We start from the raw sequence: 18,919 nt of genomic DNA, 5'->3' as shown, positions 1-18,919 counted from the left end.
GATCATATGATCATAAATTAATCGAAAAATTGCATAATGAAGCTGTCTGTCCTATTGAAGGGGGTGGTTACAAGAGGGATTGCTTAGTTCTGCAAAGCAATATCAGAATACTTATTAAGGAGGAGAAATATGCGTACTCAATTGAAAAAATGGTCCGTTTTGTTGATGACAACAGTCATGTGCTTTTCAATTTTTGGGTCATCTGCCGGTGCAGCTAATCGTCCTACGACGATGGCGCCGAACGGCATCGTTACAACACCTCATTATTTAGCTTCCGCTGCAGCACTCGAAGTGCTTCAGAATGGTGGTAATGCGGTTGATGCAGCGATTGCTGCGCAGGCGACACTTGCGGTAGTATATCCGCAATACACAGGTATAGGCGGGGATGCATTCTGGCTTATTTACAACGCGAAGACAAAAGAGATTAAAGCGTTGAATGCAAGCGGACGTTCCGGTGAGAAGACAACCATTGAATTTTATAAAAATAAGGGCTTTGATAAAATTCCTTCCCGCGGATACTTGGCAGCTAACACAGTTCCAGGGACAGTATCAGGTTGGGGCGAAGCTTACGAATATGCTGAAAAAACGATGAAATCGTCCATGGACTGGTATGATTTGTTGAAACGCGCAATTCAGTATGCGGAGAAAGGCTACCCTGTAACTCCTAACCAAGAAAGATGGACAAACACGGCTATCGATCCAACGGATCAAGAGCTAAAAGATTTGGGACGGTTTGAAACGTTCAGTAAAGTTTTCTTGAAGCCGGACGGCACACCTTTCAAAACAGGTGAAATGATGAAGCAAAAAGATTTGGCAAAGACGTTGAAACGTATTGCCATAAACGGCGCTAGTGAATTTTACGTAGGTGAAACGGGTAAAAAGATTGCTGCTGACATTCAAGCGAATGGCGGCTCCTTGACTCATCAAGATTTCATTAATCACAAAGCGGATTGGGTTAAGCCAATCTCTGTCGACTATCGTGGCTATCAAGCTTACAACGTTCCACCGAATTCTCAAGGTATGGCTTCCTTGTCTATTTTGAACATTTTGAACAATTTTGACTTGAAGAAAATGGGCGAGGGCACAGCTGACTACTACCATGTTATGGTTGAAGCTACGAAGCAAGCATTTGCTGATCGTGATAAATGGCTGACTGACCCAGACTTCGTTAAAATTCCAGTTAATGAGTTGTTGTCAAAAGAGCACGGCCAAAAGTTAGCGGCACGCATTGATATGAAAAAAGCTGCAACAAACGTAAAACCGCTTGACCCTAAAGGTGACACCGTATGGCTCGGAATCGTTGATAAAGATGGCAACGCTGTATCCGTTATTCAAAGTCATTACTTTGACTGGGGTGCAGGTGTAGTTGCGAAAGACACAGGCGTTCTATTGCAAAACCGTGGCAGCTTCTTCTCCTTAGATAAAACAAATATTAACCACTTGGAACCTAAGAAGCGTACATTCCATACGCTTAATCCTGCTATGTTGATGAAAGACGGCAAGCCGTATATGTTATATGGTACACAAGGCGGCGAGGGACAACCTCAGACACAAGCAGCTTTGGTCACACGTTTCGTTGATTTTGGCATGACAGTTCAAGATGCAATTGAAGCTCCAAGATGGTTGCATGGCCGTAACTGGGGAGAGACTGCTAACGGATTAAGAATGGAAGGCCGTATTCCTCAATCCGTCATGGATGAATTGATTCGTCGCGGCCATCCAGTGCAAAAGATTGACGACTACACAGATCAGGTTGGTCAATCCGGTATGGTTGTGATCGATCCAATCACAAAAGTTAAGTTTGCTGGCGCTGACCCGCGCGGTGAAGGTGCGGCTTTAGGCTATTAATCTTTTAAGGCATAATTAATTCAATGTACGTATGAAGAGGTTGTCAAGAAAGGCAGTTAGGGTAGATTGCCTTGGCGACCTCTTCACCATGCTCAAATTCTACTGACGCGACTAGGAAATATAGCATTAATCGATTTGATGACATTTATTTGCTTACAAAATGGAGGTATGAGGTAATGAAAGAACAGGCAAAACCAAAAGAGAAGGATGCATCCACAGTTGCTTTAGTGGGCAAGGTGTTTAAAGGTAAGCTTAATAATCGACTAATAGCTTGGTTTCTTATTGTTTCCCTTATTCCCCTTGTCCTCACCTCCATATTCGTATATGGTACAGCATCCTCTAAATTGATTGAGAAACAAAGTGATGCCTATGTTTCGCTGGTGAAAAGCAGAGCTGAAATGATGGATCAGTATTTTAAAGAACGTATGAGTGAAATGAGGATACTCGCTAGTACTTCTGATATTCGTACAGATGATAATACAAATAAGATGACATTTATTCAAAGTTTAAAAGAGAACGCCCCGCACTATGACGGTAACACATTTATCGGTATGGATGGCATAGTGAAAGCAGACACATTCGAAGGAAGTGTAGGTATAGATTTAGGCATGCGTCCTTTCTTTCAAAACGCAATGGAAGGAAACGAAACATATACAGAAGTTATTTTAGCAAAGACGACAGGTCAACGCTCGATCATTGTAGCCGTACCTGTAAAGCAGGCGGATGGAAAAGTGACGGGTGCCTTAACGGGACTTGTCAATTTCGAAGAATTCACGAATGAGATTTTTAATAGCTTGTACATTGATAATGGGGTGGGGTATCCGATCGTCGTAGACAATCAAGGGATGATTCAACTCCACAAGGATAAAGAATTAATTGGAAAGACGGCGGAAGAAGCGAATTTGACGTCTGGATTAGTTCAAATTTTGGGCCAAAACAAGTCTGAAGCAACGTCTTTTGACTATTCGGATGATGGAAAAAAATACATGGTTGCCTATGCGTCAGTCCCTACTGCAGGATATGACATCTATATGCACATTCCAGAAGATTCGATTACAGCAGCAGTTTCTTCTATTAAATGGTCAGTATTCTTTATCGTAGTTGCCGTCTGTCTGGTTGTCATCCTTCTGGCCTACTTTATCGCGCAGCAGATTACGCGTCCGATCGTTGCGGTTGCGGAAGCGGCGGAACGTGTATCTAACGGTGATCTGAATCAAGTGGAATTAACCGTGAAGTCGAAGGATGAGGTCGGCAAGCTGACTAGTGCAGTAAACACGATGATTCGTACGTTGCGTCAGTTTATTCAACAAGTTAGTCGTACATCTGAAAATGTAGCGATATCTGCAGAGGAACTGTCTGCTAACGCGGAGCATACAAGTAAGGCGACAGAACATATTGCAACATCGATTCAAGAGGTAGCAGATGGTTCTGAGCAGCAGGTACATAACGTAGAGGAAAGTGTGCGTTCTATCCATCAAGTTGCCGAAGGGGTACAGCAAATATCAAACAATGCCCAGAGTGTTGCTCTTTCTGCTCTGAACGCTTCGGAAAGCGCGGAGATGGGTAACCGTAGACTACAATCGGTTATGCAGCAAATGCAATCGATACAAAATACGGTTAATACGATAAATGGTACCGTTAATCAGCTCGGACAGCGCTCGGCTGCGATCGACAATATCGTTCAGGTCATCTCTGGTATTGCGGCTCAAACGAACTTGTTGGCGCTTAATGCTGCGATTGAGGCGGCACGTGCCGGTGAGCATGGACGCGGCTTCGCAGTCGTAGCAGGCGAGGTGCGCAAGCTATCCGAGCAATCGGCTCAATCAACGAATCAGATCGCTGAACTGCTCGCCTCCATTCAGAACGAGACCGCGCTAGCGATTGATTCAATAGAAGAAGGCACGCGTGAAGTTGCGATTGGAATGGATGTCGTGAACCAAGCAGGCGCAGCGTTTACAGAGATCTTAGATTCTGTTCAGCAAGTAGCTGCACAAATTCAAGAGGTAACGTCTTATTCCATCCAGATGAACAGCAACACGGAACACGCTGTTGATCAGGTCAATGTGATTACCGAAATTGCAGGGCGTTCAGCAGAGGGTACACAAAATGTATCGGCTGCTACGGAGGAGCAATTGGCGGCAATGGAGCAGGTCAGCGCTTCGGCAACATCATTGGCACAGATGGCAGAGGATTTACAATCTTACTTGCGTCAATTTAAAGTGTAAAAGACAGGGGCGATAAGCCCCTTTTTTACGTGTTGGGAGTATAGAAATAGTAGGGTCATGCTGACTTTTTCGGCATTATTCATTTTTGAAAAATAGCTTGAGTACCTGCTAATGAATAAAGAACATTCGGAACTGGAATGGAAGAAGGCAGTCCCCGAATGAACAGAGGACGGCCTTTGATTGAGTTTAAGCTCAATAACCTATAATAGCCTATACGAAAGTAACTTTGACTTCATCTCTACCGATGAGAGCTCCAGAACTGTTATAAACCTCTGCTATAATCATGAAGGTTCCGGCGTGCAACAGCATGAGCTTCGTATAACTCGATAGCGTATGATGAATGTCGTATCCGCTTGACGGCACGTCAAGCTTGCCTGAATGGTAGGTTAGTGATCCGTATATTCCGTTATTCTTCTCGAGAATATGGATTTCGTACTTGTAAGCCCCGCTGGGCTTCGTAATACCGATATAATCCGGAACCGCTCCGTAGCTATTCGGATACGGGTTAAACACGTAAACCCCGCCATAAGCGCTCGCTTGGGAAGCAATACCGAGCAGCAAGGTTATAGCAAACACGAGTGAAAATAACTTCTTCATTAATAATACCTCCTCATAATGGTTGTCGTACCCATTCCGGCCGAAATAGGTATGTCTTGACCGAGAACTCTCCCGATGAATATATCATCATTTATCAGAAGGAACTATATCTAGAATTTATGATTGTATGTCTATTTCTACCGGAATCAAATTGCGTAAATCTGTGCATGAACCAAAAAGGATATTGCCCATCGTGGGCAATATCCTTTCTATAAGCTTTATGACGATTCGCCGTTCAGGTAATTTTCCGGTGGATAAGCCGAGGCAGTGAAGAGGAGAGTTCCAGTTCGAATTCCGAAGATTGGGGAAGTCGTTTACCCCGGTCAGAGCGCAGACTCATTCTTTAAAATAGGGCGTAATCCCACTTGAATATAGGTTCTCCACTAACTTGAAAAATTCTTCTGACGATAAATCCTTTTGACGCTGGAGCCAAAGACGAAATAAAGAAAGGGAAGTTGTCAGGTAAAACTCAATGAAGTATGGCGTTAAGGAATGGTTTTGCGGAACGTTTAATTCTAATTGATCCAAAGTGATTTCTTTTTTTATGCGTTTTAAAAAACGGGTACTTCCATAATCACCCAAAAGGGCATTAAGAACCAGGAGATGTTCTCTTTTGTCCAGACAATAGAGCGTATCTTGAAACGTATGCATCGATAGCTCTTTATTCGCCAATTCTCTTTTCATGTCATTTAATAAGTCACTTTCAACTGAGTCTAACAATTCGTAAATGTCAGTAAAGTATTGATAAAAGGTGCTGCGGTTATATCCTGACTTATTCGCAATTTCCTGAACCGAAATTTTCTCAATCGGCTTTTGGCTATATAACTCACAAAAAACTTCTACAAACTTTTCTCTTGTTTTCTCCGTTATGTGGGGTTGCTTTTTCATGGTTCTCTCCTATTATCGAATAAGAATATCATCCAACAAATTATAATAAACTGATGGTTGATCAAGGGATAATAAAAATTTATAATCACATCATACAACATGTTGTCTGATAATAAAAAGGAAATGTTAATAAGCCAGGGGTGGTTTTAATATCAGCAAAACAAGATAGAATTTTAATTTTTGGTGCAGGTGTCATTGGAAGCATGTACGCAATTAAGCTTATTGAAGCAGGGTTTAACGTTAGCCTGTTTGCACATTCTAATAGATTTAAATCATTAAGAGAAAATGGCCTGCAATATATAGAAAAAGGTACAGTTAGATCAATACAAGTGAATGTCATTGATACGCTCGAAAATGACGATGTATACGATTTTATTTTCGTTACCGTTCGTTATGATCGGTCCGAATCAGCGTTGTTAGCGCTAAAAGATAATCAAAGCAAAAATATAGTTACGATGACTAGTAATTCAATTGGATTTTCTTCGTGGCTGGATATCGTAGGGGATAGACTTTTACCTGCTTTTCCCGGCTTCGGCGGACAGATTAAAGATGGCGTATTGCATGCTCGATTTTTACCAAAAATTATAGCGGCAACTGCATTTGGAGAAATTAATGGTGTAGTGACAGAACGTATAGAAAACCTCGTAAAATTATTTAAAACAGCAAAGCTTCCCTATGTTATTAAAAAGGATATGCAATCGTATCTCATCACACATTCCGTATCAGACATTGCCATGTTGAGCTTTTTGCATTCTGAGAATAAGATGATTGACAAAAAAACAGCCAGAATTAGAAAGACGGCACGCAAAATAACAGTCACTTTAAAAGCGTATCTAAGGGCAATACAAAAAGCTGGTGTTTCAATTGATCCACCAATACTTAAAATGGCGCTTAAATTTCCAAACTTATTTTTGGATCTTTTCTTTATGACCTGGCTACGAACTAACATGGTTAGGGATATGATGTTGCCGGAGTATGCGAAAAATGCTAACAATGAGATTGTGCAGCTGAGTAATGATTTAATGAGATTTTTAAGTCAAAATGATATCAAATCGGAAATGCATATTCAGTAATTTTTTTTAAAAATATTGTAGCAACAGCGACAGTCTAAGACTTTATTTATCAAGTCTTGTTCTGCCGCTGCTTTATTTATTGGACTTTAAGAAGCTGATGATTTTTTAATTCATAAACGTTGTTAACTCAACGACTCTAGTCTAAGGCTTTATTTTCACAGAACAGGGAGAGGTTAGTTCAATAAAATATCGTCACATTCGATTAGGTATTAATAGAACGCAATCGTAGTGAAATCAGCACCTGCGTTAGGACCGGCATAATAAGTGATCTTATAAGTGCCTTGTGGCAGGTTGTAAAATGTGAAAGTAAATTCAGTCTGCACGTACATTTGTCCCCCTTGAGCAGCACTTCCTACAAGTGTCTCTACACCGTTAACGACACTATAAACGTCGATCCATAATGATGGGGTTCCAGCTCCGCCAAAAGTACCAGAAAGAACAAGATTTCCTTGTCCTTGAATCGTTCCTGCGTCACTAGCACTTGCGCTTAACGGTAATGCGAGAAGCATTGCAACAACAACAAATAACATCACTAATTTACGAGCCTTCATTAAATATCATCTCCTCTAATTTGATTAAATAGAATATCCAATCGGAGATCATTTCTGTCAGCGACTTGTTGTATTTTCTTATTTTGCAACTAATGCTGTTCTAAATGACCGATTTCACATTTTAGTTTTTCGCTTAGAAGCATCACCCCTTTACGCATAACCTCATTAAAGCAGACACGTATAAATAAACTACTTGCACGCATCTAACTATATTTTATATTTTCCCCAATATCAGTAAAGGTGTACATTTTGATTATTCAAACAGCATGAATGGAAAAATGCCCCTTAAACCAGCTAGCGGTGAGAGAGGTAGTACTGGATTTCATTAATAATTGAACCTGAATTACGAAAGTAAAGTCTCATAAAAACACAAAGAGATCACTCAATTAATGTTGTTCAGTACCTCGAGCCAAATAAATAATAAGGAAAAAAGCCGGTTCCTAAATAGAACCGGCATTAATATTTTCAACTGTCGGATGTCATGAATTTGTTCCGATCGCCGCTTGCGGCCAAGAATATGTACCGTTTACCGATCCATTTCGCGATGCTGATAAATGAAGTAAAAAAATGTACCTTGGTGTTTCCGGAAAGCCAACATTTTGGGCTTGTCGAAAAAGAAATTCCAGTTGCCGTAGCTAATGCCGGTCAGGGGCGCACTAATACAGCAAGACTAAATCATAGATTCCTCTCTAACAATGATCCCAGTTGATCAGCAAGTTTAACAACAGATTACGACCCTATGCAACATCGTAATTTCACCAGCCGTTCGCAGGACACGCATCTTCTTAAATTTGGTATTGACTCTTCTTCACTTTGTTCGTCAAACCAAACAAATATGCTTACACAGGGAACTTCGAAAAAAACAACAGGTCACTTCGTATCAGTGAATACGAAGTGACCTGTTTTTACCTATGTCAGCTTTATTCCAAAGATTTGCACACAGAAGCTCCTAATTCATAAGGATACCACCGATACCACGTTGTGGCTATTTATGAACTTTCTCCATATTGGAGGATATTGTTACCCGCTTTCCTTCCGCCCATACATTCGCCTGTAATACTTCTTTAAAGAAGTCAGCAGGCACATACATGGTTCCTTCTTTAATGATAGGGGCAGCACCAAGAGGCTTCGCCATCTTGTTCACGGTATATTGATCCTTCCCAACCTGTACAAGTGTCCAGATTGGTGACTCCGACTTAGTCAGTTCTGCCGACCTTTTTTCGGCATTCCATGTAATCGTAAACCCGAGGGCTTCCGAAACCTCACGAAGAGGCAGCATGATCCGGTTGCCAGTTTCGTTCATAAACCCAGGTTGGAGAGCTTTGTTGCCGTTTATGACGATGGAAATGGCATCGCCAGGCTTTGCGCCTTCTTCGGCCTTCAACTCCTCCAGCGGGATCCGGAACTCCGGTGTTCCTGTTGAGCCTGGAGCGATGGCGTATTTCGGGAATACAACGACAGCCTGCTTGTTTTCAACATAAAAGCTTTGTTCTTCGTGGATACCCTTAAATTCATCTGCAAAATAGGCATCCTGTTGCTCATTGATCGTTTTCGAGATATGCTCATCAATCTTCTTTTTATAATCGGCTCCAAATAAGTCCTGCAGCGTAACAAGCGCGGCTTCCTGCACATTGCGCACGTTGTAAGTGTCCACGCGTGGCATACTCGTTCCATCGGTAGCACCTTCAGTTGTGACGACTAACGAAATGATGCCTTCCTCGGTTCCATTGGATTTCAATTCATAATGAATGGTCAACTCATACGGATGGTATGTAAACCCATTCTCATTCGCTTTCTGAGCAGCAGCCGACGCTTCTTCTTCCCAATGCTTCAGGTCTTTGTGAGCGTGAGACAAGATAATATCGTTGAGCTGGTCTTGATATCGAGTATCCTGCATGCCTGATAATTGGGGAACGTGTATATTCGTTTTTAGGTAAGTTGTACTCGATGTTAGGATTTCTTCTTTAACTGTAACGGGATTCGTGATCTTCGCTGAGATTGAGACTGTTGGCACAGCGGATCCGGTTGCTGCGGAAACCATACCTCCGAAACTTGCTCCACCTAACAAAACACTACATGCGACACCAACTTTTAGAATACGAAAAGTACTCTTTTTCATTTGCTTTCCATCTCCTTGTTTTCGTTTTTTAGTTTGCATGGTAAAGACGGACGATGCATATGAAAAAGTTTTCCTGACACAAAACATTCACATTTTCTAATTGAAATGCTCTTTTAAGTTGAACTTTCCGCTGAATAAAGTTTTGCACCGAAATCAAACTTTTTTTGTACCCCGCACGTCTTGTACTCGTCATGTTTAACAACTAAGCATCAATACGCAAATCAGCTGGAGGTTACATTCAATGAACAAAGCACAAAAACCTGACATTCGTGTAGGAACAGCTCATTACATGCCAGGACTGGACGGGTTGAGAGCTCTATCGGTATTGGCTGTCATCGCATACCATCTCAATGTATCCTGGGCGCCCGGTGGACTTCTTGGAGTAGGTGTTTTTTTTACGTTGTCCGGTTATCTTATTACCGATCAACTGATGGTGCAATGGCAAAGCAATAGACGGATCGATCTGAGGGATTTTTGGGCGCGACGCATTCGCAGACTGATGCCTGCGATGTTGTTCATGCTTGCCGTTGTGGGAGCTTGGTTAATGTTGTTTGATCGTCCGCGACTATATGCGCTGCAGGGCGACTTCTTATCCTCAGTCCTGTACTTCAACAACTGGTGGCTTATATTTCATCAGGTGTCTTACTTTGAAAGCTTTGGCCCGCCATCCCCAATCGGTCATCTCTGGTCGCTCGCTATTGAAGAACAATTTTATTTTATATGGCCGTTGGTCTTAGCACTCGGATTACTTATAGCGCCGCGACGAGGCAAATTGATTCTGTTCATACTGCTCGGCGCAGCGGCTTCGGCTCTCGCGATGGCTATGATCTACGATCCCGGAACAGATCCAAGCCGGGTCTACTATGGTACGGATACGCGAGCGTTCGCTCTGCTTGTTGGCGCGGCTTTAGCGGTGGCATGGCCTAGCCGGAATCTATCCGGTGAGATTTCCGGAAAATCTCGTTTGCTGCTCGACATCGTTGGCGGGGTAGGTCTGTTAGGAATGATCTGGTTGGTTTGGAGATCGAATGAATATAATCCATTTTTATATCAAGGCGGGTTGATGCTTTTCTCCATTCTGTCAGCCATAGTCACGGCAGTACTTGCTCATCCGGCAAGCATCGTTGCCAAAGTAATGGGTAGCAAGCCGATTCGATGGATCGGCAAACGTTCATACAGTCTATACCTCTGGCACTTTCCCGTGATTATCCTGACGAGCCCAAGCGTGAATACGGATGGATTTAATGGAGGCAGAGCTATTCTTCAGCTCATGTTGAGTTTACTGTTGGCCACTATATCTTGGAAATATATCGAGGAGCCAATCCGTCGTGGATCAGGAGCGACTCTATTAAAGAAAATTCCTTTCAACCCTCGGTATGGGTTTACAATAGCTCTCTTTGCTTTGATCTTATTTCTCATCTCTTGTTCCAGCAGCTTGAATGCCGAAAAACCAATGATCACTGAGACGACAATCAACACTGTGACTCCGGAGATTAAAATAGAAGATACATCGCCAACTGTGGTTTCCAAGGAACCCTCAGCCGTAAAGCCGATAGAGATACCCGATGAGTCGCAAACTGAGACAAGAGAAGGAATAACAGCGATAGGCGATTCCGTCATTCTGGATGCTGCACCGCATTTGGAGAAGCTGCTGCCTGGTATTGTCATTGATGGCAAGGTAGGTAGGCAAATGTCCCAGGCTCAAGACGTCGTAGACCAACTCAAAGCGGAAGGAAAGCTTGGGGATCGAATAATCATCGAACTAGGGACAAACGGTGCCTTCAGCAAAAAGCAATTGCGTGAATTGCTGACCTCCCTCAGAGATATGGAACAGATTTTGCTAGTGAACACACGAGTTCCTCGAAAATGGCAAAATTCGGTCAACTCTACCTTAGAAGAGGTAGCAGCGGAATTTCCAAAAGCGAAGATTGTGGATTGGTATTCCGCCAGCGAAAATAAAGGCTCGTTTTTCACTAAGGATGGCGTCCATTTGAAGTTGGAAGGTGCAAAGTATTATGCCTCCATTGTTTTTGAAGCCATACAACAGGAGGAGTGATGAAAAATTGTGAGAAATATCGATGAAAAGTCCATGGTCATGCAATTTATTTCGCTTAATAAAGATAGCATCTATCGGTTGGCTTACAGCTATGTAAGAAATAAAGACGACGCTCTGGATGTCGTTCAAGATGCCATCTATAAAGCGATGAAAACCAAGGCATCACTGAAAGATCCAAGTGCCGTTAAGAGTTGGTTTTACCGTATAGTCGTTCATACTTCTTTGGACTTTTTGAGAAAACGCAAGAAGGTTCAACCGATGGAGGATGAGAAACTTCAATCGTTTATGAACGGATCGGAAGATGTTTACTCGGACATGGATATCGAAAAAACGCTTGAGGAACTACCCGAGAAATATAGAAGTGTAATTGTACTCCGGTTTTTCGAAGACTTAAAGATCGAAGAAGTGGCAGACGTGTTAAACGAGAATGTGAATACGATCAAGACCAGATTGTATCAAGCGCTGCATGTATTAAAAGGTGAGATGAAAGGCTACATTTCCAAGGAGGAGCGATAAGAATGGATGATCAACTGGAGAAGTTAAAGCAACAATATATGCAAATTCCAATTCCAGATGAATTAGATGTCATCGTTAATCAAGCTTTAAAGAAAAGCTATAGGAGAAAAACGCATTCTAGGTGGATATCCGCCGCGGTTGCAGCGGTCCTGCTTTTTTTAATTGGAATTAACGTCAGTACGTCCGTAGCCAATGCCTTTTCCGCAATTCCTGGAGTAGGGCCATTAATTAAGGTACTCACCATTAGGGAGTATATCGTGAATGATGACAGTCACAACGCCAATATAAAAGTTCCAGGTATCACGAATCTCAAGGATAAAGCGTTAGAGCTTGGCTTGAATGAGAAATATTTGGAGGAGGCCAAAGCGCTATACGTTCAATTCCAGGAAGAGTCAAGCAAAGCTGCTCTAGGAGTGGATGCGGGTTATACCGTAATGACCGATACAGACGATATATTCGCCATCGCCCGGTACGTCGTCGAGACAACCGGTTCATCCTCCGAGAATATGAAGTATGATACAATCGATAAGAAGAATCAAATCTTATTGACGCTTCCTTTACTATTTAAGGATGATCAGTACATTGAAGTGATTAGCAAAAACATTAAGGAACAAATGAAAGAGCGTGTGAAGGCCGACCCTGATAAGACTTACTGGATAGAGAACGAAGAGGGTGACTCTTCAATAGAAATGTTCCAGAGTGTTCGCGCCGATCAAAGTTTTTACATTAACTCTGATAACCATCTTGTCATTTCATTTGATAAATATGAAGTAGCACCCGGATATATGGGAGTTCAAGAGTTCGTCATTCCGACCAAAGTCCTTTCTGACATTCTAATCAGCCACAATTATGTAAAATAAGCTTTGTTGTTTTATGTGAATAATGGAGTGATTTATTAGCTCAAGAGAGTCAGCAGATTATGAATGAAGGATAGATTATAATTATTTAAACGCCGGTCATTATTGATCGGCGTTTAAAATTGAAAAGGGCCGCGAGGCGTTATACTGGCTCGCTTTAACTCGGTGGACGACGTTCACTATGGTGCTGGACTTGGGGTTGAACTGGAGCCGAACTATTATGAGCATAATGAGCGGTGCAAACGGTTTTTATGATGAAAGCGATTTGCCCCTGCGACCTCAAATCCGAACAGTTAGGTTATGAATTCATGAGAACGTAACTCCATAGCTGAAAAGGTTAAGAATATGGACCAATGTCGATTAGAATATTAATCTGTCTCGTTAAGCTAACGGGAAACGTTAGCTTAAGAAGGCAGCTGGCATGATGGTTAGGTTAGCAGCCTTAAGCTTGATTGTAGATCATCAGCACGTTATATTTTTGCATAAATGTTAGCAACCGCCTCTCTCGCTAGGACGTAAAAGGGATAAAGCAGAAAGGATGAGCGCATATTTCTACCGGAGCGGTGTTATTCAAAAAAATGAAAAAGCCTGGTTCTATTTTCTTCGTCTTCGTGCTCCTCGTGTCCGTCTTGACGGGCATATTGTCGAGGACCTATTTCACGGACCGCGTCTTCTACCTGTACGAGGATACATACAAATTCGCCGGCGAGCAAGACCGTCTAATCACCTATCATAGCAGCACGGCCGGTCCCGTCCAAGTACGCACCGACGACGAGCTGCACCGCACTTTGATTATCGGCGGTCAGTCCTATGCGATTGAGGACAGGAGCGTCCCTTACTCGATTAAGTTCCGCGTGACCTATCCGAACGGCCATGTCTACAACGTCGAGGATAACAATGACATGCTCTTGAGCTACGATGACAAAGGCAATATCGTCATGGCTATTCAGCTGTACGCTAACGGCGAGCGAATCAAGCAGGAAGGAGAAGAAGCTTTTCCGCCGTCGGCGCTCATAAGTGCGGCTTACCCCGATTACCATGTCAAACGAGGCATACCAGGGTTTCTGTTTCTTGCCCTCGGCTTGTTGATCTTTGGCTTGTGCAGCTTCCGGTACCAAGCCTTCCAGGATTTAATGTTCCGTCTATCTCCGCAGCGGCTCATGTACGAGAACCCCGAGCCGAGCGACTTCTATTATTTCATGAGCAAGGTCGGAGGCATTGTCGTGATGATCGGTTCGATTTTCGTCGCTTTCAAAGCGTACTAGGCGCATGTGGACAGGCGGCGAGTGGTAACGATGTATATTGTCATCGGAGGACTTTGGCTCCTGGATATTGAGCGAATGGAAGAATTCAGGAAACACTTTTTCTTTGGAGGACAAGATAAAAAGCTAGTTCATTGTGCTAACGGGAGACGATAGAACCACTAACCGGCCACGATCGGTTGCCGTTGTTCGTTAAAGTGACGCAGGATAGTTCCAACTATTTAAAGGAGGCATGTTGATGTTAATAACATTACTGAGGTATTTGTTATTGATATGCTTATTTTTTCTTTCCTATTGGGCTGGATTTTATTCTTACGAGAAGACACTCTGGTTTGGCTGGAAACAAACACTCGGAGGGGATAAGCAAGCGGTCATTTTTTGGTCTTCAATTGCTTATATAATAATACTCGTTCCGTTATATCTTCTTATATGTTATGTTGTTAAAATTAAGGTAAAACGCAAATATTTCCGTTTGTTTTTTTATCCCTTATTTTGTACATTGTCGTTTATGTTGCCTACAATCTTTATTACGACGATCTTTGGAGGCAGCAGTATATTATCTCCAGAATCACAGTTATTTTACGTATTTTTCGCTTCTTCGGGGATTATCTTTGGTATAGGTTACGGGATTATTTCACTGGTGTTTGATGCTAATAGATAGAATAGATAAGTTTACTACACTCATGTTTGATCTGAAGGAGGGATTCGGAGGGATATGATAATCATAAAAAAGCCAAAGTTAAAGTATCTACTAGTCCCGCTTTTAATCGTTTCCCTTGCCGCTAACCTCTATTTACTGTTCATCAAACAGGACTCCAATCATCAAATGCAAAATCAAAATCAGAGACATTTGCGATCCATCTCCGTCTACGGAGAAAATTTGCTCGAGAACGCAGAGACCTTTGTCCGACATGCCGAAAGCGAGCAGACGGGAGATGTACGACAAATGCTTTTTGATTCTTGGAGAGTTGTGGCAGGGGAGCAAAGAAGCATACAACTTCATCTAGTCAGCATACAGCCGCGCTATATGGGAGAGCTGGAGCCGAAATGGAGCTTGCTTCAATATAGCTTGTTCCGAGTGGACATGCTGCTTCACGCTCTAACCATGAAGTTTCTTGAGCAAGACTCATATGCCGTGGACGCCGAGGAATTGGGAAAATTACAAGCCGTGGTCACGATCTATAAAAAAATTCATGAAGAAGTCGAAAAGGCTTCCGATCATCCCGAGCTTGTCATCGATGAGCTGACGGAGCTTATGCTTTTGATTGATCCGCACTATTCGTCCATCTTGGAACTGGATGCAGACAATTAGCGGCGCAACCAGGACCTCCTTTGTGCCGTCTACTGTATATAGGATCGGAATAGCCAGTGAAGGGGGAAGGCCTTGCATACGAACCAAATCTTCGGGAAGGGAAGCAAGCTCTTATGGTTGATTGTACCGCTTTTGATAACGGCAAGTTGGGTTGGCAACCTATGGTTTTACCATTCCATGCAGCTTGAAAAGCCATTTTTTTTGAACCACTATATGGTGCTCAATGGCAATTATAGCGACTGGATTGAATTGTCCTATGTAGAGAACAGAAAGAATGGCAAGAAAGTTACGGGGATCCGGCTGGAGGAGCTCCCGATGCTCCGGTTCCAGATTAATCCGCATCCTGGTACTTATCGACATCAGGTGCTTGGGAAGGCTTATGGCGAGTGGAGAAAAGAGGACTTCGGACAAATGGAGCAAGTGCCATTCTCGATCAAAGAAGCTACGGTCTATTATAACGAAGGGGCTCCCGAGAAGGTGCCGATCGGTGAAATCAGGGTCGATTGGGAGAAGAGCGACGGCTTGCTGCAAATGTCATCAAGCAGTGGCTCCTCGGACGGTACGGGTCAATACAGCGTAACCGTTAATCAGTCTCTTGTGCTGGAGCAAATCGATTACAGCTTCGGCGACAGGCTAAGTCCCATTTTCGAGCTGTCAGCTGCAGGCCGGAACAAAGCTGGAGCGATTCCGCAACTGCCTATACGGCTGGCTGCAGGGGACCCGCTGACGTTTAGCTACAAATGGAACATACCGCAAGAGATGCCTGCAGCTTCCGAGGTATATAAGGTGTACATTTCGCTTACTTTCAAGACTGAGGACGGGAAAACAGTACGGGATCGGATCCCAGTTAACTTCAATTTATATCTGAGCGAGAAACAAATCAAGTGGCTGGTCCGCTCCGGAGGTGAGCGTTCTTGAACCCTTCCATGCGCAAATCATTAAGAATGCTCGGCTGGGGGCTTGTATTTCCAATCTTGGATTTACACCTGGGGCCCTTCGATGTTCTTCCGGACTTCATCGGGTATATAATGATCCTTGTCGCTTTAAATCAGCTTGGGACAGGGGATGGCGGCTTCAAGCCGGCAAGCTGGTTGGCCGCCGGCCTCATCCTTTTATCTTTACCGCAACTCGTGATCAAATCAAGCATAGACATCGATGAGTTAATTGTTGCGTCGCTTGGTATGTATATTTTCTCGCAGGGAATGATGGTCCTGCATGCGCTGCTGGCATATTTCATTGTCCGAGGGTTGTACACGATAGCAAGACCGATCGCCCCACCGAAGCTGCTGAATGCCCTTGTCTCAAGACTAAGGCTATACTTGGCTTTGATGGCCGCGCAGCTTATTTTTTATCCGTTTCTTTTAAACTTCGGCGAAGACTTGGCAGTTCTGCTCCTCCTTATCGGGATTGTGAAGTTTATTGCAGAGCTTATGCTCATTCGGATCCCGTTCCGTATTTCGCACATCAGAAACGCTCCTGTTCATCATGACAACCAGTCGGGAGCAGCACCGCTTTAACGCTATGGATGGAGTCTTTAGGAGGCGATCTGAAGTAACGGGGGACCACTAAATGATTTCAGTGCAATGGATTGGATTTTGTTGTAATTTTGAAATAGGCATACGTGATAGCTTTTAGAAAATGGAAAAGTTTGTTAATCAATTTCCAATAGGTACGTCAAAAACAGACCGTAGTCAGGCATAAGCTAAATGACAATTTTCATTGACATAAAAGTTCCTGCTTTATTTGAATTGACACTAAACATCGTGCAGGAGATTTATTACCAGTTAATTCTTTAGCCCAGCTCAGGCTGATCGACAAACTGTAGCGTATGGCTGTCCGTGCCATCAACATCAAATACAATAATTTCATTGCGTCCCTCTTGAAGAAGCGGAGCAGGAACATAGAGGGTTTGTTGAGGGCCAACCTTCCAGTACCTTCCGAGATTAAAGCCGTTGATGAAGACAACCCCCTTGGACCAGCCTTCCAGCTTCAGGAACGTATCCGCGGGAGCAGTTGCAAGCTCCAATTCCGCACGGTAAAAGGCCGGACCCGATATTGCTTCCGCATCGATATCTGTGAAGCGCAGCGGACTAAGATCTTGGAGTGGCAGCGTCCATACCGTCCAACCATACAGGTATTGGTTGCCATGGCGAATACCTTCCGTTACTCCTTTGCGATCAGCAAGATATGGACCATAGTTGATCCTCCCCATATTTTCTATAAGAACGCGAAGACGCGCACCGCCTTCCGGTATGTCGAAGGAAACCTTCTTGCTTGAATCCCATCGCTCGACAACCCCTTTAAAGTCATCGTTCAAGAAGACTAGCGCCCTGTCATGGCAGTCCTGAATGATAAGCTCCCGTTCTTCACGAGGTCCCGTAATAAAGGTTTCGTATACAATAAAGCCGTCATTTTGCCCGTAACGCTCCATCGGCTCGGGTGTAACCGATTGGACCGGTTTAGTCAGCTTCTCCATCTGATTGAACAACAGAGCGCGTTCGACTGCTGTTATAGCGCCGTACGCCATCTTAGGTGAAGGTGGGGGTACTTCCAACGCCGGCAGCTCCGCATATTTCGATATAATCTCACGAATGGCAAAGTACTTCTCGGTAGGGTCGCCAGCCTCATTCAAAGGGGCATTATAATCATAGCTCGTTATAGTAGGCTCATAGTGATCCCGTTCCAAGCCGTTCGCTCCGCTCGTAAAACCGAAATTAGTGCCTCCATGGAACATATAGAAGTTAACAGAAGCGCCAAGCGCCAGCATATCCTCAAACACCTCTGCAACCTCATTCCCATCGCGGACATGATGCTCCTCTCCCCAATGATCAAACCAGCCATTCCAATATTCCATACACATTAACGGGCCTTGCGGCTGATAGCGTTGCAGCATCTGGAAGGCCTCTTCAGCTCTTGAACCGAAATTCGCGGTCTCCAGCACTTGGGGAACCATTCCTCCTTGGAGCATATGATGCTCCGGTCCGTCAGAGGTGAACAGCAGAACGTCTATCCCCCGGTTAATCATCGCCTGCTCCAAATATTGAAGATATGCCGTGTCGTTTCCATAGCTTCCGTATTCGTTTTCGATTTGCATCGCAATAATAGGACCGCCTTGTGTGGACAGGAGAGACTTCAAACGCGGCATGAGCTCGTCGTAATAATGATCGACTTTATTCAGGTAGGGACGATTCATACAGCGCAGCTGGATATCCCGGTCTGCAAGCAGCCATGCCGGCAATCCACCAAATTCCCATTCAGCACATATATAAGGACTTGGCCGTACGATGACATGCAAGCCCAACTCGCCGGCGATTGTAATAAAGCGTTCTACGTCTGCCATGCCTTCAAAATGGAATGTACCGGGCGAGGTCTCATGGAAATTCCATGGAATATACGTTTCAACTGTGTTAAAGCCGCAAGCCTTCAGCTTCAATAATCGATCCTCCCAATACTCAGGCACGATTCTAAAGTAATGAATTGCGCCGGACAGCAAGCGAATCGGCTTATTATCGTAATAAAATTGATTCTGTTGCACCGTTAAGATTGCCATTGCCATAACCTCCAAAATAGTTGTAATGGATAATATCTTGATTCTCCACATTGTATGAGGAATGC

16 protein-coding genes are annotated in these 18,919 nt (G+C 43.6%); 11 read left to right on the top strand and 5 right to left on the bottom strand.

The genetic code is table 11. The features are described from left to right. The first annotated feature begins 129 nt into the window (after window positions 1-129). Together ggt and ACFVSO_RS24875 are read left to right on the top strand one after the other, a co-directional pair. Window positions 130-1,848, top strand: coding sequence for a gamma-glutamyltransferase (ggt, locus tag ACFVSO_RS24880; RefSeq protein WP_387479039.1), 1,719 nt, complete (start codon window positions 130-132; stop codon window positions 1,846-1,848). Window positions 1,849-2,024: 176 nt separating this feature from the next. Continuing rightward, window positions 2,025-4,073 carry a methyl-accepting chemotaxis protein gene (locus tag ACFVSO_RS24875; protein ID WP_387479036.1) on the top strand — a complete coding sequence of 683 codons (2,049 nt, stop codon included), beginning with the start codon at window positions 2,025-2,027 and terminating at the stop codon, window positions 4,071-4,073. A 210-nt stretch (window positions 4,074-4,283) separates the two neighbouring features. On the opposite strand, the gene ACFVSO_RS24870 is transcribed toward ACFVSO_RS24875, so the two are convergent. Then, window positions 4,284-4,670 carry a hypothetical protein gene (locus tag ACFVSO_RS24870; protein WP_387479033.1) on the bottom strand — a complete coding sequence of 129 codons (387 nt, stop codon included), beginning with the start codon at window positions 4,668-4,670 and terminating at the stop codon, window positions 4,284-4,286. 336 nt (window positions 4,671-5,006) lie between these two features. After that, window positions 5,007-5,558: a TetR/AcrR family transcriptional regulator gene (locus ACFVSO_RS24865; protein WP_387479031.1), complete on the bottom strand. Its 552-nt coding sequence runs from the start codon at window positions 5,556-5,558 to the stop codon at window positions 5,007-5,009. Between the two features lie 140 nt (window positions 5,559-5,698). On the opposite strand from ACFVSO_RS24865, the gene ACFVSO_RS24860 reads away from it, so the two are divergent. Next, on the top strand, window positions 5,699-6,631 hold the full coding sequence (locus ACFVSO_RS24860; RefSeq protein WP_387479029.1) for a ketopantoate reductase family protein: 933 nt from the start codon (window positions 5,699-5,701) through the stop codon (window positions 6,629-6,631). A gap of 209 nt (window positions 6,632-6,840) precedes the next feature. Here the strand turns inward: ACFVSO_RS24860 and ACFVSO_RS24855 are convergent, their stop codons facing one another. Next, on the bottom strand, window positions 6,841-7,182 hold the full coding sequence (locus tag ACFVSO_RS24855; protein ID WP_387479027.1) for a hypothetical protein: 342 nt from the start codon (window positions 7,180-7,182) through the stop codon (window positions 6,841-6,843). Between the two features lie 985 nt (window positions 7,183-8,167). After that, window positions 8,168-9,301 (bottom strand): stalk domain-containing protein, encoded by a 1,134-nt coding sequence (locus ACFVSO_RS24850; protein WP_387479025.1) that lies wholly within the window; start codon window positions 9,299-9,301, stop codon window positions 8,168-8,170. 241 nt (window positions 9,302-9,542) lie between these two features. Here ACFVSO_RS24850 and ACFVSO_RS24845 point away from each other — a divergent pair, with 241 nt between their 5' ends. The 8 genes from ACFVSO_RS24845 to ACFVSO_RS24810 all read left to right on the top strand — a co-directional run bounded on the left by ACFVSO_RS24845 (window position 9,543) and on the right by ACFVSO_RS24810 (window position 16,821). Continuing rightward, entirely contained in the window at window positions 9,543-11,357 is a 1,815-nt protein-coding gene (locus ACFVSO_RS24845; RefSeq protein WP_387479023.1) for an acyltransferase family protein, read from the top strand. Between the two features lie 9 nt (window positions 11,358-11,366). Beyond that, on the top strand, window positions 11,367-11,873 hold the full coding sequence (locus tag ACFVSO_RS24840) for an RNA polymerase sigma factor SigV (protein ID WP_387479021.1): 507 nt from the start codon (window positions 11,367-11,369) through the stop codon (window positions 11,871-11,873). Between the two features lie 2 nt (window positions 11,874-11,875). Next, window positions 11,876-12,733, top strand: coding sequence for an anti-sigma-V factor RsiV (gene rsiV, locus ACFVSO_RS24835; RefSeq protein WP_387479018.1), 858 nt, complete (start codon window positions 11,876-11,878; stop codon window positions 12,731-12,733). A 575-nt stretch (window positions 12,734-13,308) separates the two neighbouring features. Continuing rightward, window positions 13,309-13,995, top strand: coding sequence for a DUF6199 family natural product biosynthesis protein (locus ACFVSO_RS24830; protein WP_387479015.1), 687 nt, complete (start codon window positions 13,309-13,311; stop codon window positions 13,993-13,995). Between the two features lie 235 nt (window positions 13,996-14,230). Beyond that, window positions 14,231-14,653, top strand: coding sequence for a hypothetical protein (locus tag ACFVSO_RS24825; protein WP_387479012.1), 423 nt, complete (start codon window positions 14,231-14,233; stop codon window positions 14,651-14,653). Between the two features lie 285 nt (window positions 14,654-14,938). Further along, the gene (locus ACFVSO_RS24820) at window positions 14,939-15,304 is read left to right on the top strand and encodes a hypothetical protein (RefSeq protein ID WP_387479009.1); all 366 of its coding nucleotides are present in this window, start codon (window positions 14,939-14,941) and stop codon (window positions 15,302-15,304) included. Between the two features lie 72 nt (window positions 15,305-15,376). Then, the gene (locus ACFVSO_RS24815; protein WP_387479007.1) at window positions 15,377-16,222 is read left to right on the top strand and encodes a hypothetical protein; all 846 of its coding nucleotides are present in this window, start codon (window positions 15,377-15,379) and stop codon (window positions 16,220-16,222) included. Further along, window positions 16,219-16,821 (top strand): hypothetical protein, encoded by a 603-nt coding sequence (locus ACFVSO_RS24810; RefSeq protein WP_387479004.1) that lies wholly within the window; start codon window positions 16,219-16,221, stop codon window positions 16,819-16,821. The genes ACFVSO_RS24815 and ACFVSO_RS24810 overlap by 4 nt, the downstream gene beginning before the upstream one ends. Before the next feature lie 275 nt (window positions 16,822-17,096). On the opposite strand, the gene ACFVSO_RS24805 is transcribed toward ACFVSO_RS24810, so the two are convergent. Beyond that, on the bottom strand, window positions 17,097-18,854 hold the full coding sequence (locus ACFVSO_RS24805; protein ID WP_387479001.1) for a glycoside hydrolase family 35 protein: 1,758 nt from the start codon (window positions 18,852-18,854) through the stop codon (window positions 17,097-17,099). Between the last annotated feature and the right edge of the window lie 65 nt (window positions 18,855-18,919).

Source organism: Paenibacillus sp. NPDC057967 (assembly GCF_042887015.1).
Taxonomy (GTDB): Bacteria; Bacillota; Bacilli; order Paenibacillales; family Paenibacillaceae; genus Pristimantibacillus.
The sequence above is the reverse complement of the archived record's forward strand: the minus strand, read 5'-3'. Positions and strand labels throughout refer to the sequence as shown.

Coding starts and splice junctions, on each gene's coding strand:
- ACFVSO_RS24855 (WP_387479027.1), bottom strand. CDS start 7,182: ATGAAGGCTCGTAAATTAGTGATGTTATTTGTTGTTGTTGCAATGCTT.
- ACFVSO_RS24820 (WP_387479009.1), top strand. CDS start 14,939: ATGCTTTTTGATTCTTGGAGAGTTGTGGCAGGGGAGCAAAGAAGCATA.
- ACFVSO_RS24850 (WP_387479025.1), bottom strand. CDS start 9,301: ATGAAAAAGAGTACTTTTCGTATTCTAAAAGTTGGTGTCGCATGTAGT.
- ACFVSO_RS24865 (WP_387479031.1), bottom strand. CDS start 5,558: ATGAAAAAGCAACCCCACATAACGGAGAAAACAAGAGAAAAGTTTGTA.
- ACFVSO_RS24825 (WP_387479012.1), top strand. CDS start 14,231: ATGTTAATAACATTACTGAGGTATTTGTTATTGATATGCTTATTTTTT.
- ACFVSO_RS24845 (WP_387479023.1), top strand. CDS start 9,543: ATGAACAAAGCACAAAAACCTGACATTCGTGTAGGAACAGCTCATTAC.
- ACFVSO_RS24875 (WP_387479036.1), top strand. CDS start 2,025: ATGAAAGAACAGGCAAAACCAAAAGAGAAGGATGCATCCACAGTTGCT.
- ACFVSO_RS24870 (WP_387479033.1), bottom strand. CDS start 4,670: ATGAAGAAGTTATTTTCACTCGTGTTTGCTATAACCTTGCTGCTCGGT.
- rsiV (WP_387479018.1), top strand. CDS start 11,876: ATGGATGATCAACTGGAGAAGTTAAAGCAACAATATATGCAAATTCCA.
- ACFVSO_RS24805 (WP_387479001.1), bottom strand. CDS start 18,854: ATGGCAATCTTAACGGTGCAACAGAATCAATTTTATTACGATAATAAG.
- ggt (WP_387479039.1), top strand. CDS start 130: ATGCGTACTCAATTGAAAAAATGGTCCGTTTTGTTGATGACAACAGTC.
- ACFVSO_RS24830 (WP_387479015.1), top strand. CDS start 13,309: ATGAAAAAGCCTGGTTCTATTTTCTTCGTCTTCGTGCTCCTCGTGTCC.